The organism is Rothia mucilaginosa (assembly GCF_901875305.1).
GTDB lineage: Bacteria > Actinomycetota > Actinomycetes > Actinomycetales > Micrococcaceae > Rothia.
The window spans coordinates 290,261-304,919 of record NZ_CABFLY010000001.1; the positions used below are offsets into that span (position 1 = coordinate 290,261).

Sequence of the window (14,659 nt, forward strand, 5' to 3'; positions counted from 1 at the left end):
ACCTGCTGGTGATGATTCGTTATGCACGCTTAGTGTTGTCCTTTCCCAGGTAAAAATTTTTTAGCGGTTCAAACCCCTCAGCGGCGGGGTGCGACCTGGCGCGATTTGATGAGCGGTTGACACGCCACTGACCAGGGATTTTGGTGGGGATTCGGGGGTGATTATGGGCCCTCCCGCATTGGGCCTTCGCATTTTGTGGAAATTCTCAGCTTAGCGACCCAAAAACTTTACCTTTTCATAGCTTAACCTGGGATAGTGAGGTAGTTACTCTATCAGCGCGGTGATTGTATCCAACTCACGCGAAGGCTTGGGGGTCTTCGCCGTTGGGTGGGTCGTCGTGGGGTAACGCCGTGAGGGAGAAGGTACGAAACGGAGTGTGGAGGGGCTTATGAGCTATCGACGGAATACGCACGAAACCGCTACGGGCGGTGCAGGTAGCGATTCTGAGGCAACCCGTCCACTCCAGACCGACCCACTCCAGGTCGCCGATAACGCGCCCACCCTGCCTTTCTCTGCCGAGGTCGTCGCGGACCGCTCGGCTGAGCTACCCGAGACCCAACCGATTTCTGCGTTCCGTTCTGTGTCTTCTGCGTCTGCGCGTGCGTACGCGCACGATGTGCAGGACCCCACCGAGACCCTCCCTACTCGAAGCTTCGATAGCCGCATGCTGTCGAAGGCTGATAGCTCTACCCGTCTCATGCAGATCACCCAGACGCTTGAGGAACCGAGTATCCAGGCTTCTCGCTCGCCCTATGCGGCCCCCAGGGTTGAGCCCGCGACTCCGGTTGTACCCGCTACACCGGTTCCGCCTCGCGCAGCGGTCCCCAACGTTTCCTACGGGGGAGCACCGTACTCCGGCGTTCCTTACCCCAACGAGGCTTTCCCTCCCGCCTCTCAACCGGGTGATGTCTATTCCCCGGTTGGAGTGACCTCGATAAGCTCCGTGGGCCGCCCCATGCGCCCGGGCGAGGGTGATCCGAAGAGTTTCCCGAGCACCGGCCTGCTGATGCGGCATCTTTTTGCTCTGCTTTTCTTGGGGGCATCGCTTTTCGGGGCTTTCCGTTTCTTTATCTACACGCACCCCGGTCAGCAGGTGGATGAGCAGGCCTATACCGAGTACTCGAGCCAGTTCCATAACTATCGCGGCCCCACTCTGACGGCCCTGGACTCGCTACCGGTAATCGTTGGCGTGGTAGCGGTGCTTGGCCTGATTGCGGTGCTGGTGTGGAAGCACCGGTTCCTTCCGGCACTGGTGGGTGTGCTCTGCGGTGTGGGAGCCTGCATCACGACCTACGTGTTGAAGAACTACGTCATCGTGAAGCCCGACTGGGGTATTCAGGAGGCAGTGAGTAATTCGGCACCCAGCGGCCACACGACGTTCGCGGCGGCGGCCGGTGCGGCTCTCTTCCTCGCGGTTCCGCGGCTGATGCGCCCGACCGTGGCCCTGCTGGCGGCGGTGGCGACCTGCCTGACGGGGGCTTCCACGATTATTAACGGTTGGCACCGCCCTGTGGATATTGTGACCGCAATTCTCGTAACCGCCATGTGGGCGGTGCTGGGTATGGCCCTGTTGCGTTACGTACGCCGCGGTGACTTTACGATTGCCGCGCGTGGCGGCCTGGTGCTGGTGCCGCTACTGACGATTGCGACACTTTTCCTTTCCTTCTGCTCTGTGATTCTGTACCTGATTGCGATTTTCTCGCCTATTCCGGGAGGTGCGTTTACCGCAGCGACCTGCATGATTGTGGCGGTGAGTTTCGGTACGACAGCGCTGATGGTGAATCTGTTGCGCGCTCGCAATGGCAAACACTCGTCGTGATTTTAACGCGTGCCTCGCGTCATATACAGCGGGGCACGCGTTTTGCATCTGCATTGATGTGTGGGGCGTTGCCTCGTGAGGAGGTGCAGAATACAATGGAGATAATTGGTATTTTTAATACCAAATAACAGTATTGGTGATTAGCTTCCGGGCCGCATGCTCCGCCCGGCTCAAGTAGAAAGGTGCGTACCATGGCAGGTACCCATGAAGGCCGCGTCATCGTTTTCCCCCAGCTCACCGAAGAGCTGAAGCCCTTCGCAGACAAGCCTCAGGCCCGCAAGATTGTGGATGCCGACGGCGGTAATCTAACCCTCATGGAGTTGGCAGCCGGTCAGTCTTGGCACGAGCACCACAGCGTGCACCCCATTTTCGTGCAGGTTCTCAAGGGTGAGGTCATCTTCCACGTGAAGGACCGCGACATTACCCTGGTCCCGGGCAAGCCGATTCACGTGACCGCCAAGCTTCTGCACTCCCTGCGCGCCGTCAAGGATTCGACCCTGTTGGTGACCATGCTGACCGGTGAGTCGCACCCCGAGCCCAAGCTCACCGTTGAGGTGGAAGAGGTCTAAAAGCTCATGAACTCGCCGCCGCATCTGCACAGGATGCCGCGGCGAGTTTCTGTCTGCCGCCCGCTTAGAGGCGGTTCATCGCTGCTCGGGGCTTCTTGCAGAGCTACGCTTTGAGATTTCAGCACGCTCATACACCGTGCGTGAGCGTACCCTGAGAAGTACACTCCCGCTAATACTGCAGGGAGCAACCCGAAAGGATACGCAATGCCCAAGTCCCTGCAACGCCCCGTCGTTCTTCTCACCGGCGCCAGCTCCGGTATTGGCTACGATGTGGCGCCGCTATTGGCGCGGTACGGCTACACCGTCTACGGTGCCGCCCGCCGCGTTGAGAAGATTGAAGAGCTTGCCTCCGAAGGCGTGAAGGCACTCAGCATGGACGTTACCGATGAGGTCTCCATGGAAACCGCTGTGCAGCAGATTATTGACACTGAAGGCCGCATTGACGTGCTTATCAACAACGCGGGCTACGGCTCCTACGGAGCTATTGAAGACGTCTCCATCGACGAGGCACGCCACCAGTTTGAGGTGAACCTCTTTGGCCTCGCGCGCCTCACCCAGCTTGTGTTGCCGCATATGCGCGCGCAGGGTAGTGGACGCATCCTGAATATCTCCTCGATGGCGGGCCGTATTACCTCGCCCCTGGGTGCCTGGTACCACGCCACCAAGTATGCCCTCGAAGCGTTCAGCGATGCACTGCGCATGGAAGTTGAAGAGTTCGGTATTGACGTGGTCATTATCGAGCCCGGCGGCATCAAAACCCCCTGGGGACTCATCGCGGCAGACCACCTGCAGGAATCCTCCCGAAACGGTGTTTACGCGGCTCAGGCGCAGCGGGTCGCGGCAAATATGCGTAAGCTCTACTCGCCGTCCTCCAACCTCTCAGAGCCCAAGGTTATCTCTCACACTATTCTGCGGGCTCTGGAGGCGCGCCGTCCCAAGATCCGCTACCTCGTGGGTTTCGGAGCTAAGCCCTCCGTGTTCCTGCATACGGTGTTGCCCGATCGTCTCTTTGACAAGGTTGCGCGCCGTATCTTCTAGAACCGGAACAGTCGAGAACTAGAGCATTAAAAAGCGGGCGGTGCTGCGCGAAACAGAATGTTTCGTGTAGCACCGCCCGCTACGTTTTTCAAGAGCTAATACTAGTCTACTACGGTGTGGGTCGGGTCAAGCACGCGCGCCAGGAACGCCTGAGTACGTTCGTGCTGGGGGTTACCAATCACCTGATCTGCGTGGCCCTCTTCCACGACCACACCATCAGCCATGAACACGACTTTATCAGCAACCTCACGAGCAAAAGACATCTCATGAGTCACAACAATCATGGTCATACCATCATCAGCCAGGTTACGCATAATGCTCAGAACCTCGCCCACCATCTCCGGGTCGAGCGCACTGGTCGGCTCATCGAAGAGCATCAGGTCCGGGTGCATGGACAGCGCACGCGCAATAGCCACACGCTGCTGCTGACCACCGGACAGCTGAGCGGGGAAGCGGTCTTCCTTGCCCTCCAAGCCAACCTTGGCGAGCTGCTCGCGGGCAATCGCCTCCGCCTCCGCCTTGGAACGGCCCAGAACCTTAATCTGAGCGATGGTGCAGTTATCCAGAATGTTCAGGTGGCCGAACAGGTTGAACTGCTGGAATACCATACCCATGTGGGTACGCACGCGGTTAATGTCTACGTCCGGGTCGGTGACCTCGGTATCGCCCACCATGATGGTGCCGTCGTTCGGCTCCTCCAGCAGGTTCACGCAACGTAGCAGGGTGGACTTACCGGAACCCGAAGGGCCGATAAGGCACACGACCTCGCCCGGTTCGACCTGCATGTCGATACCCTTGAGCACCTGAACCTTGCCGTAGGACTTGTGCAGGTTGGAAATGCGCACCGAGGAGGCGGCCATGGATGAAGTTGAAGCAGTCATAGTATCTTCCGTAATCCGTATCTGTCGTTGCGCTTACTTGCGGCCTGCAAGCTGAGTGCGGCGCTCAAAGTATGCGGAGAGCTGACCCAGCGGAACAGTAATAATCAGGTAGCACAGGCCTGCGACCACTAGGGGGGTGAGGCCCGCGTTAGCTGCGGTTAGGTGCTCACGGCCGAACTTAGCCAGCTCGTACTGAGAGACCGCCACACCCAGCAGGTACGCCAGCGAGGAGTCCTTGGTTAGTAGGATAATCTCGTTGGTCAGCGGGGGCAGAACCACGCGGAAGGCCTGAGGAATGATGATGGAAACCATGGCACGAGCATGGGACATACCCAGGGAACGTGCCGCCTCCATCTGGCCCTTCGGGATAGCCAGCAGACCCGCACGCAGAACCTCACTAATGTATGCGGCGGAGACCATGCCCAGGGACAGGGTCACGGGAATCAGGTTATCCACGAAGCGAATCTTGAACGCCAAGGGGATACCGTAACCAAAAGTGAAGAAGACCAGCAGGGCCGGGATACCGCGGAAAAGCTCCACATATAGAGTTGCAAGCCAACGGTAGGGAGCAACAGAAGAAAGACGCATGAGCGCCAGCAGCAGGCCACCGGAGAGGCCGACGACGAAGCCCAAGATGGTGTACAGCAGGGTGTTCTTCAGCGCTACGGTGATGATGTCGGGGAACTGCTGTGCCGCAACATTGAGGTTGAACACCTGCTCGCTGAGGGTTTTCCAGTCAGCCAGAATGATGGCTACCAGAGCGATAATAGCAAGAAGGGCGTACTGGGCGTAGCGGAAGAGCTTCTGCTTCTGGCGGGGTGAGAGTTTGGAGGACATGCGCTTTCTTATCCGTGTGCTGTTCGGTCAAGAGCGTTTTATACGCTCACAAGGGTAGAGGCCGGAGAATCCCCCAACCCAAAAGTCATAAGGGTGCTCTTGAATTGGGGGAGGGGCTAACCGGCTAGACGCTTAGGAAGCGGAGGAAGAGGCGCTCGCGGAGGTCGAGGAGGTGGTGCCCACCCACTTGGCCTTCATCTTGTCGAGCTCGCCGTTCTTCTTGAGCTTGTCGATGGTTGCGTTAGCCTTGGCCAGCAGCGCCTTGTTGTTGGAGGAGACTGCTGCGGCGATTTCCTCGGTGTTCTTGGAATCCTGGTAGGCAATTTTGAAGGAGTTCGGGTCGTTGGTCAGCGCCTCGGAAACCACGGAGAGGTTTGCGGCAACTGCCTTGACCTGGCCGGTCTTCAGGGCGGAGAACATGAGTGAGGTGTCTTCGTACTGGATGACCTGTGCGCCGTTGGCCTTGGCGTAGGTTTCACCGCTGGTGGCCTGCTGGGCACCGACGGCCACACCCTTCAGGTCGGCTGCGGAGGTGATGGAGGAACCCTTGGGAACTAGGATTGCCAGGTTGTCGTCGAAGTAGACGGTGGTGAACTCCATCTTGCTCTTACGTGCGTCGGTCACGCCGATACCTGCCAGGGCGATATCACACTGACCGGTGGATAGGCCGGTGCCGGAGTCCAAGCCCTCGAAGCTGATGGAGGTCAGCTGAGCCTTCACACCCAGGTCGGAGGCGATAGCGTTGGCGATGTCTGCGTCCAGGCCGACGATGGTGCCGTTGTCTTCGTATTCGAAGGGCTTGTAGGGGGTGTTGGTGCAGACGCTGAGGGTGCCAGGCTTGACCAGCTTAACCTCGCTATTGCTGCTGGAGCTGTCGGTGGCGGTGGATACGCAACCGGTCAGTGCCAGGGGTAGGACTGCCAGCAGGGTTAGCGGCTTGAGGGATACCTTCTTGAGGATTGCGGTGTTCATTGGGAAGCTCCTATGTGCGGTGTGTTCGATGAAATCTATACGGTCTATTGTGCGCCCCCATGTTAAAAAATGCAAGCATTCACATAAATATTCATAATATTTTGCTGAATATGCATAAATTCACCCTCAAAGAATGAATAAAACCCCCTATCGGTGGGCTAAAAACCGTTCGAACACCCCAACAAGCCCTTCACATGATGCAACTACGGTTCACCCAACTATCGAATCTCCTAGCCTCCATGCCACAATTGAGAGCGTGAACGCAGAGAAGAATACCCGCGCCACCCGCGCTACCCTGGATAAGAAGACCAGCGACATCGCCGCAATGTTCGATACCGTCGCCGAACGATACGATCTGATGAACGGCATCCTTTCCCTTGGCCAGCACATCTACTGGCGTAAGCAGGCCGTTGCCGCCGTCGATGCACACCCCGGCCAGAAAGTACTGGACGTAGCGGCAGGCACCGGCGTCTCCTCCGAACCCTTCGCGGATGCCGGCGTAGATGTCATCGCCGCCGACCTCTCCGAGGGCATGCTGGACGTTGGTCGTCGCCGTCGTCCCGATATGACCTTCGTACAGGCCGATGTCACCGCCCTGCCCTTCGAAGACGACACCTTCGACGCGGTCACCATGTCCTACGGCCTGCGCAACGTCGCAGACTACCCCAAGGCACTGAGCGAGATTTATCGCGTGCTCAAGCCCGGCGGGCGCATCGTGATTCTTGAGTTCTCGGCTCCGACCTTCGCCCCCTTCGGCGCGGTGTACAAGAACTACATCATGAAGGCAATCCCGCCGATCGCGCGCGCAATCTCCTCTAACCCTGAGTCCTATGAGTACCTCGCCGAATCGATTATCGCCTGGCCCAATCAGCAGGCGCTGGCCGAAAAGTTCAAGGAGGCGGGATTCACCTCGGTGCAGTACCGCAACCTGACTGGCGGTATCGTCGCCATTCACCGCGGTTTCAAGCCCGCAGGACCCAACGCATAACGTTCACACCACCCCGACATACCCACCGCACCGTTTTCGCGTCGCCCCGATAGAACATTCCGATAGGACCTACCGAGGGGCGGCACGCCAGAAAACACCAAGAAGATAGAAGACACCGTGACCAACGCAGAGCAGCCCATCGCCGCCACCGACCTGCTGGGAGACCTCGATTTGAAGCTTCCCGCGGGCTTTGAACTGATTGCCGCAGATCCCAAGCTGGGTCCGCAGATTCTCTCCTCCCTTGCACGTATTGAGGAACGCCTGGGCGAGGCCATCGCCCAGACCGACCACCTGGCCGATGTCGCCTCCCGCCACCTGCTTCTGGCCGGGGGCAAGCGTGTGCGTCCGCTGCTGGCCCTGCTCTCGGCCGCCGTGGACGGCGAGATTAACGACGAGGTCATTGAGGCCGCCGTGGTGGTGGAACTGACCCACCTGGCAACCCTCTACCACGACGACGTCATGGACGACGCCCCCAAACGCCGCGGCGTGGACAGCGCCCAGATGATTTGGGGTAACTCGGTGGCGATTCTGACCGGTGACTTGATCTTCTCCCGCGCCTCCCTGTTGGTCTCTGAGCTGGGTACCCGCCCGATGAAGATTCAGTCCCAGACCTTCGAGCGCCTGGTACTCGGCCAGCTCTTTGAAACCACCGGCCCGCGCGAGGGTCAGGACCTGCTTGACCACTACATCGCCGTCATTGAGGGCAAGACCGGCTCCCTGATTGCTGCCGCCGGTGAGTATGGTTCCCTGCTTTCGGGGGCTTCCGAGGAGGTCATCTCGATGGTCAAGACCTACGGTGAGCTGGTCGGTGTGGCCTTCCAGCTGGCTGATGACGTGATTGATATCGTGAGCGACGGCAAGACCAGCGGTAAGACCCGCGGCACCGACCTGCGAGAGGGCGTTCCGACCCTGCCGACCATTCTGTTGGACCGTGCGGTGGCGGCCGGTGACGAGTCTGCCCGCGAGGTACGCGCCCTGCTGGATGCAGATCTCAGCTCTGACGAGGCCTTGGAGGCGGCGGTTGAGGCCCTCTCTGCCCACCCGGTTACCCAGGAAGCCTGGCAGATTGCATACGACTGGGCTGATCGTGCTATTGCCGCGATTGCTCCGTTGCCCGAGTCCACTGCGAAGGCGGCGTTGGAGTCCTTCGCCCACGCCGTGGTTCACCGCGAGGGCTAATTGCTTCGAAGGTTTGCCTTCTGATTCTTGAGCGTGAGGCCTCGCCCGTCCTAGCGGACGGGCGAGGCCTCACGCCGTGTCTGCGGGCAGAAATGTGGCCCATAAATTTTTTGAACAGGGTTCCGATATTTCGTATGGTGGGGTTGTGTGGGAATTTCTTGACCGGTTCTCATTCTTTAAGGTAAACCTGAGAGTCATGTCTAAAGCGTGCCACCATGTTTTGGGCTCCGACGGCTCTCCCTCCCACCCCGCGTTGGACGGGCCGTCGCTTTTTTGGACGCGAGCAAGTCCCGCCAACCCGCGGTTCCCCTCGCACCAACCATCCGCGTCCCCACACATTCGAGGTTTACAACAATGGGAGCATCTACCCCTAAGGCGCCTGTGAAGCGCGAAGGCTTCTCCAGCCGCCGTGTCTTCATCTTCGCAGCCATCGGTTCTGCCGTTGGTCTGGGCAATATTTGGCGTTTCCCCTACATCGCATTCGACAACGGCGGCGGCGCCTTCATGATTCCCTATATTGTCGCCTTGCTGACCGCCGGCCTGACCTTCCTGTTCTTTGACTACGCGATTGGTCACCGTGCGCGTGCATCGTCCCCGCTGGCTTTCCGTCGCCTGAACCGTAAGACCGAGTTCATCGGCTGGTGGCACATGGGCATTAACTTCGTCATCGCTATCTACTATGCCGCTATTGTGGCATGGTCGCTGCGTTACATGGTTTTCTCCTTCACCAACGCGTGGGGCAATAACCCGAAGGCATTCTTCCAGGGTGAGTTCCTGAAGGTTGCAGACACCCCCGGTGTCTCCCTGGACTTCAACATGAATGTCCTGATTCCCATGGTCATCGTCTGGGGCGTCCTGCTGGCTGTGATGGCTCTGGGCGTGCAGAAGGGTGTGGGTGCGGCAAACATTATCTTTATCCCGCTACTGGTGATTATGTTTGTCGGTTTGGTGATTTATTCTCTGACCCTGCCCGGTGCTGCTGACGGTTTGAACGCGCTGTTTACCCCCAGCTGGGCCTCCCTGGCTAACCCTGAGGTATGGGTTGCTGCCTACGGCCAGATCTTCTACTCCCTGTCCATTGGCTTCGGCATTATGATTACCTACTCCTCGTACCTGAAGCCTAAGACTGACCTGACCGGTTCCGGTGCTGTGGTTGGTTTTGCGAACTCAGGTTTCGAGCTTCTGGCAGGCATTGGTGTGTTCTCTGCTCTGGGCTTTATGGCACATGCTGCAGGCACCCAGGTCAGCGACGTGGCAACTAGCGGTATTGGTCTGGCATTCATCGCCTTCCCGACCATTATTTCGCAGGCTCCGGGCGGTGTGCTGATTGGTATTCTCTTCTTTGGTTCCCTGCTCTTTGCGGGTTTCACCTCCCTCATTTCGATTCTTGAGGTGATTATTGCCGGTATTCAGGACAAGTTCGCGACCTCTCGCCTGTTCTCCACCGTCCTGGTGGTTGTGCCGATGGCAATTATCTCGCTGCTGCTGATGCCGACCACGACCGGCCTGTACGTGCTGGATATTCTCGATAACTTCGTGAACCTCTTCGGTATTCTGGCTGCTGGCCTGTGCGCCATTATCGTTGTGGCGTACCTGGTGCGTGCACTGCCCGCCCTGGCAGAGCACCTGAACCGCTACTCCTCCATCAAGGTCGGTAAGATCTGGATGGTCCTGCTGGCCGTCGTGACCCCGCTGGTTCTGGGCTACTCCCTGATTCAGAGCGTTATTAAGCTGATTCAGACTCCGTATGAGGGCTACCCGGCAGATATGTTGGCAATCTTTGGTTGGGGTATGAGCGGGCTCCTGCTGGTTGGCGCAATCATCGTTTCTCTTTTGCCCTGGTCGAAGAAGTCCCGTGCCGCTGAGGAGCCTCCGGCACCGCCGGTGATTGGCGGTCAGGTGGAGCACGGCCACGTCGATTCGACCATTACCCGTTAGGAGCCCTCATGTCTATCTCTGCAATTGTGATGCTGATTGTGGCCATCCTGATCATCTGGGGTGGCCTGGGTCTGGCGATGCTGAACCTGCACCGTCATCCGGATCTGGACGCATTGGATGAATCGGCTGAAGCGCTGAGCTCCGAGCTCTAGAACGTAGCAATATATAGTGATGCCCCGCTAGCTGATAGCTGGTGGGGCATCACTGCGTTCTATGCGGATGTGAGGCGAGCTGAACGAGCTAACTCGAGAGCCCTACTTGTTCTTCGGGCGCGGGGTTTGATCCTGCTCCTCTAGAAGAATCTGCACGTCCTCAGCCTGTACATTTTCAGCCTGGACCAGCGGAATCATGCCGGTTTCCGGGTTCGACAGCGCGGAGGCACGGTAGGAGCGGGAGGCGCGTAGCGCATCCACCGTAAAGACGATGAGCGCAACCCAAATGAGGCTCAGGCCGAGCACTTTATCGGGGCTCATCTGCTCCTGCAATACGGTGATAGCCAGAACGAATTGGATGGTCGGGCCCAGATACTGCACCATGCCGATAACCGAGAGCGGCAGGGCCTTGGTTGCGGCCGCGAAGAGCATGAGTGGCACAACGGTGACTACACCGGTGGAAGCCAGAAGCCAGAAGTGACCGGCACCCTTGCTGAAGAGGGTCATCTGCCCCTGAGCGTTGAGAACGAAGAGCGCAGCAACGCCGAAGGGGGCCAGAATCAGAGTCTCAAGAGAGAGCGAAACAATGGGGCTCACCTCGTGAGCGACACGCGCCTTGAGCAGACCGTAAATACCGAAGGAGAAAGCCACACCCAGGCCGGTCCACGGCACCTGTCCGTAGACGAGGCTCATCATGAGCACTGCAATGCAGGAAATCGCGACGGATACCCACTGTGCGGCGCGCAGGCGCTCCTGCAGGAAAATAACGCCCAATACCACGGAGACCAGCGGGTTAATGAAATAGCCCAGGGACACGTCAATCGTATGGCCGGTCGTCGTCGCCACCACGTAGATGAGCCAGTTCGCGCAGATGAGGAACGATGCCGCTGTCAGCACCAGCATGACACGGCGGTTCCGCAGGGCTTGACGGAAGTCAGCAGTTGCCCGCACTAGCGGTAGTAGCAGCGCGCAGAAGACGAGGGAGAAGACCACTCGGGCCACAACAATTTCAATCGGCCCGGCCGGAGCCATGACTACGAAATAGAGTGGGAGGAGGCCCCAGATGAGGTAGGTGCCGACGATGGTGATAAACCCGTTACGGGTGGCGTGTTTCTGCGTCTCTGACATAGTTTCTCTGCCTGACCTCATTCTTCGGTTACGTTCTTCTGATATTTATTCGTTGATGAGCGCCACCTGCTTAGGTAGCGGCTTGAACTCCGCTACTGACGCCACAGGCGCGGTACCACGAGGATACCGCGCCTGACGGGGTGTTGCGTATTCGGTTTAGAGGCCGAAGAAGCGAGAGAAGAAGCCCTTCTTCTTGGGCTCGGGCTTCTGCTGCTCTTCCTCGCGGCGCTCCTCGAAGTGCTGACGCTCGTACTCCTCGTGAGCGGCTTCTTCGTGCTCGGCAGCCAGATCGGGAGCATCGCCGGCGTTGTGGATTGGCTCCACATACTCGGCGATTTCTTCTTCGGTGTACTCGCCCTGTGCCTCGTGAGCTGCGGGTTCTTCAATAGGCTGCTCGGCAGGTGCCTGCTCTGCGGATGCCTCGTGAACCTCGGGGTACTGCTCGTCCTCGGCGCCAATCGAGGCGTCGGTGTAGACGCGGGCCTGCTCGGGCTCGTGTTCCTCGATGGGCTGTTCTGCCGGGGCGGGCTGAGCCTCGGCGATGGGTGCCTCGTAAACCTCAGCGGCGGGGGTCTCATCGGTGTCTGCAACCGGTGCGTGCTCCGCAATCTGGACGGCGCGCTCAGCCTCGGCCTCAGCACGGGCGGCGGCGCGTTCGGCGGCCTCCTGCTCACGCTGGGCGCTCTGGGCGGCAGCCTCAGCGGCGGCGATGCGCTCAATCTCGGTGCGGGCAGCTGCGAGCGACTCGCGGCGCTGGGCAGCGGCGGCGGCGCACTGCTCCAGAACCTCAGGGCCGACCTGGGGATCTGCCTGCTCAATACCGCTAATACGGCCGTCGTCGAACCACAGGCGCAGGGCGCCATCGGTTGCGGTCAGCACGGCGGTGGCTTCGGTATCCCAGGCGATGTGGAAGCCGCGCTGCTGGGCGTAGGAGTCCACCGCCAGAACCTGGTTGTGAATCTCTTCGCTCTGCAGGGTCTTTGCAATAACGCGGCCGATGCCCTTGTACGTGGGGGCCTGGAGGGTCAGCTCGTGGCCCTCCAGCAGGGTCCACGCGCGTACGCCGGCACCGGCGGGTAGCGGGTAGTGGGCGTAGAGGCCGCTCAGGGTCTTGGTGGCCAGGGTGAGTCGGCGGGCCAGGGACTCCGAGAGGGGAAGCTCGTCGGTGGTCAGCTCGACCAGGCTGTTGCGTTCGCCGGCTTCGCGTGCCTGAATGGCTGCGGAAACCACGGAGTCGGGGAAGTAGCCCAGCTGCTGCCAGGACCAAATCCAGGTGCCGCGGTTTTCGGATTCGGTGCCCAGCAGGTGCGGCTTGAGCGAAATCGGGGGAGTGGTCTCAAAGTCCAGGGACTGAGAAGTGAAGTCCACGTTCCACTCGGAGGTACCCACGAGCTCGGCGAGGCGAGCCTGGTACTCGGTGGAGATAAAAATCGATGCGTCGATAAGGTCCTGCAGAGAATTCGTCATGATTTAAGATTATCAACCTTTTGAGGGTGTATCTGCCGTGTATCCCCCGTTTCGGGCGCTCTTTCCGGGGACTGAGGATGCACTGTGCTTCCCGGGGATGGCCGCAGACCTTGGTACGAACTCTTTTCGAGGTCAGCAGCGGGCCCAATCCCGGCCTTTGTGGAGTGCTGAGGAGAGAGTGCACATACATCTTTCGGCGTAAATTATCACCGTGGAGCTGGCACGTTCGTTAGAATCGAAGGGAGCGGCTTTTTCCGGCACCACTGCAAGCCTATAGATTTTTCACATGCAATCACGGATGCACTCCGCCGCGCCGTAATTCAACACTCAAGGATGTATAAACACATGACTGAACCCCGCCTCACCGAGACGAGTAGCCGCGCTGCGCGCATCCAGGATGCGCTCAATAACATTGGTAGCTGGCTACTCGACGTTGTGAACGCCGATCCCGGCTGGAGCGAAATGGTACTCGACGTGAAGCCTCTCGCGGGGCAGATTTTTGTGCGAGTACGCGAATTCCGTGACGGCGAGGAGTATATCGGTACGGTTGGTCCTCTCAAAGAGGGCTCGCCCATTATCGCTGAGGTGCGCAAGTTGCAGCGTGCCGCATATGACGGTAATCGCGGCACCTGGTTCACCGCATCTATCGTGGTGGCGGCTACCGGCTGGCCTAACCCGCAGTTCAGTGTGGGGGCATCGTACAACCGTGACGACGAACCGGATAACTGGAAGAACGAGGGAACCCTGACCGCCACGGACGTGCGTGAGCATCTGGCTGAGTACCCGCGTGACGCCTCCCGTGTGCCCGAGTGGGCCCGCGAACGCATGGAGGGCCGTGCCCGCCACTCGGCTGCAGCTGCTCTGGGTTTGAGTGAGCACGAGATTCCGAACCCTTATCTGGTGTCTGCTCTGCAGACCTTCCGCAACGATGTGCAGGAGCGCACCCTCATTAACGTGGTGCGCACGATGCTTGGCGGCGACGTCCTGCTGGATGCAACCGGTTCGTTGCTGATTCCTTCGGAGACTGACCCGATGGGACCCGAATCCGTGCTGACCCACCAGGTGATTCGTATGCCGGAGACCGGTATGCAGGCTTTGTGCGTCTTCTCATCCTCGGAGCATGTGGGCAAGAGCTATGTGCGCCAGGAGTCCGAGGGCGAAGAGCTGATTCTGCGCGAGCCCGCGATGAAGGTGTTCATGGATTTCCTCGCGAATGAGGCGCTTGACCTAATCGTGGTTGATCCCGGAACCGATCATGAGTGCTACATTGAGCGTGCGCAGGTGCAGTGGATTGTGACTTCTCCCCGTAATGATGGCGCGAAGATGGCGCTGACCCAGGACAACATGCAGATGTTGCTGGGTTCGCTGGTATCTCCTGCCTCGGTGTTGCTGGTGGGCGTGGACCCGAACGACCCTTCGGGTTCCTCGTTTGTGTTCGATCCCGATGAGAACGGCAACCCGCAGAATTTGCTGGTCTTCACCTCGCCGATTGAGATTGCGGCGCTGGACCCGCATATTGAGGTGCGTTCGGCGAACGCCCTGGAGATTCTGCACTATGCCCTAGAGATTGGTGCCCCGGGTGTGAAGGTGAACGCTATTAACCCTTCGACTGTGTTGAGCGCTCAGCAGATTCGCGAGTTGCTGGAGATTGTGGGTTCCCAGCCTCGTCCCGGCATGTAGCTTCGGCATTG

The 14,659-nt window shown here is 59.2% G+C and carries 13 protein-coding genes; 8 read left to right on the top strand and 5 right to left on the bottom strand.

Annotated features, from left to right (window positions below; translation table 11 throughout):
• The first annotated feature begins 388 nt into the window (after positions 1-388).
• From JX292_RS01235 to JX292_RS01245, 3 genes are all read left to right on the top strand, one after another.
• Positions 389-1,819, top strand: coding sequence for a phosphatase PAP2 family protein (locus tag JX292_RS01235; RefSeq protein WP_204860553.1), 1,431 nt, complete (start codon positions 389-391; stop codon positions 1,817-1,819).
• A 191-nt stretch (positions 1,820-2,010) separates the two neighbouring features.
• Positions 2,011-2,388 carry a cupin domain-containing protein gene (locus JX292_RS01240; protein ID WP_204860554.1) on the top strand — a complete coding sequence of 126 codons (378 nt, stop codon included), beginning with the start codon at positions 2,011-2,013 and terminating at the stop codon, positions 2,386-2,388.
• Positions 2,389-2,592: 204 nt separating this feature from the next.
• Positions 2,593-3,426: an oxidoreductase gene (locus tag JX292_RS01245; RefSeq protein ID WP_204860555.1), complete on the top strand. Its 834-nt coding sequence runs from the start codon at positions 2,593-2,595 to the stop codon at positions 3,424-3,426.
• Between the two features lie 101 nt (positions 3,427-3,527).
• Here the strand turns inward: JX292_RS01245 and JX292_RS01250 are convergent, their stop codons facing one another.
• The 3 genes from JX292_RS01250 to JX292_RS01260 form a co-directional block, all read right to left on the bottom strand.
• Positions 3,528-4,307: an amino acid ABC transporter ATP-binding protein gene (locus tag JX292_RS01250; protein ID WP_204860556.1), complete on the bottom strand. Its 780-nt coding sequence runs from the start codon at positions 4,305-4,307 to the stop codon at positions 3,528-3,530.
• A 33-nt stretch (positions 4,308-4,340) separates the two neighbouring features.
• Entirely contained in the window at positions 4,341-5,144 is an 804-nt protein-coding gene (locus tag JX292_RS01255) for an amino acid ABC transporter permease (RefSeq protein WP_204860557.1), read from the bottom strand.
• A 132-nt stretch (positions 5,145-5,276) separates the two neighbouring features.
• Positions 5,277-6,116 carry an ABC transporter substrate-binding protein gene (locus tag JX292_RS01260; protein WP_204860558.1) on the bottom strand — a complete coding sequence of 280 codons (840 nt, stop codon included), beginning with the start codon at positions 6,114-6,116 and terminating at the stop codon, positions 5,277-5,279.
• A gap of 256 nt (positions 6,117-6,372) precedes the next feature.
• Here JX292_RS01260 and JX292_RS01265 point away from each other — a divergent pair, with 256 nt between their 5' ends.
• The 4 genes from JX292_RS01265 (at position 6,373) to JX292_RS01280 (ending at position 10,373) form a co-directional block, all read left to right on the top strand.
• Positions 6,373-7,104 (top strand): demethylmenaquinone methyltransferase, encoded by a 732-nt coding sequence (locus JX292_RS01265; RefSeq protein WP_204860559.1) that lies wholly within the window; start codon positions 6,373-6,375, stop codon positions 7,102-7,104.
• A 117-nt stretch (positions 7,105-7,221) separates the two neighbouring features.
• On the top strand, positions 7,222-8,283 hold the full coding sequence (locus JX292_RS01270) for a polyprenyl synthetase family protein (protein ID WP_204860560.1): 1,062 nt from the start codon (positions 7,222-7,224) through the stop codon (positions 8,281-8,283).
• Positions 8,284-8,637: 354 nt separating this feature from the next.
• On the top strand, positions 8,638-10,221 hold the full coding sequence (locus tag JX292_RS01275; protein WP_204860561.1) for a sodium-dependent transporter: 1,584 nt from the start codon (positions 8,638-8,640) through the stop codon (positions 10,219-10,221).
• An 8-nt stretch (positions 10,222-10,229) separates the two neighbouring features.
• A complete protein-coding gene (locus tag JX292_RS01280; protein ID WP_204860562.1) occupies positions 10,230-10,373 on the top strand; it encodes a methionine/alanine import family NSS transporter small subunit in 144 nt (47 codons plus the stop codon).
• A gap of 102 nt (positions 10,374-10,475) precedes the next feature.
• On the opposite strand, the gene rarD is transcribed toward JX292_RS01280, so the two are convergent.
• Both rarD and JX292_RS01290 read right to left on the bottom strand, forming a co-directional pair.
• Complete coding sequence (rarD, locus tag JX292_RS01285) at positions 10,476-11,501, bottom strand: EamA family transporter RarD (protein ID WP_204860563.1); 1,026 nt, start codon at positions 11,499-11,501, stop codon at positions 10,476-10,478.
• Between the two features lie 156 nt (positions 11,502-11,657).
• Complete coding sequence (locus JX292_RS01290) at positions 11,658-12,968, bottom strand: DUF6882 domain-containing protein (RefSeq protein ID WP_204860564.1); 1,311 nt, start codon at positions 12,966-12,968, stop codon at positions 11,658-11,660.
• A gap of 345 nt (positions 12,969-13,313) precedes the next feature.
• On the opposite strand from JX292_RS01290, the gene JX292_RS01295 reads away from it, so the two are divergent.
• Positions 13,314-14,648, top strand: a complete 1,335-nt coding sequence (locus JX292_RS01295) for an SseB family protein (protein ID WP_204860565.1) — start codon at positions 13,314-13,316, stop codon at positions 14,646-14,648.
• Positions 14,649-14,659: the final 11 nt, after the last annotated feature.

Coding starts and splice junctions, on each gene's coding strand:
- JX292_RS01245 (WP_204860555.1), top strand. CDS start 2,593: ATGCCCAAGTCCCTGCAACGCCCCGTCGTTCTTCTCACCGGCGCCAGC.
- JX292_RS01255 (WP_204860557.1), bottom strand. CDS start 5,144: ATGTCCTCCAAACTCTCACCCCGCCAGAAGCAGAAGCTCTTCCGCTAC.
- JX292_RS01235 (WP_204860553.1), top strand. CDS start 389: ATGAGCTATCGACGGAATACGCACGAAACCGCTACGGGCGGTGCAGGT.
- JX292_RS01275 (WP_204860561.1), top strand. CDS start 8,638: ATGGGAGCATCTACCCCTAAGGCGCCTGTGAAGCGCGAAGGCTTCTCC.
- JX292_RS01240 (WP_204860554.1), top strand. CDS start 2,011: ATGGCAGGTACCCATGAAGGCCGCGTCATCGTTTTCCCCCAGCTCACC.
- JX292_RS01295 (WP_204860565.1), top strand. CDS start 13,314: ATGACTGAACCCCGCCTCACCGAGACGAGTAGCCGCGCTGCGCGCATC.
- rarD (WP_204860563.1), bottom strand. CDS start 11,501: ATGTCAGAGACGCAGAAACACGCCACCCGTAACGGGTTTATCACCATC.
- JX292_RS01280 (WP_204860562.1), top strand. CDS start 10,230: ATGTCTATCTCTGCAATTGTGATGCTGATTGTGGCCATCCTGATCATC.
- JX292_RS01250 (WP_204860556.1), bottom strand. CDS start 4,307: ATGACTGCTTCAACTTCATCCATGGCCGCCTCCTCGGTGCGCATTTCC.
- JX292_RS01290 (WP_204860564.1), bottom strand. CDS start 12,968: ATGACGAATTCTCTGCAGGACCTTATCGACGCATCGATTTTTATCTCC.
- JX292_RS01260 (WP_204860558.1), bottom strand. CDS start 6,116: ATGAACACCGCAATCCTCAAGAAGGTATCCCTCAAGCCGCTAACCCTG.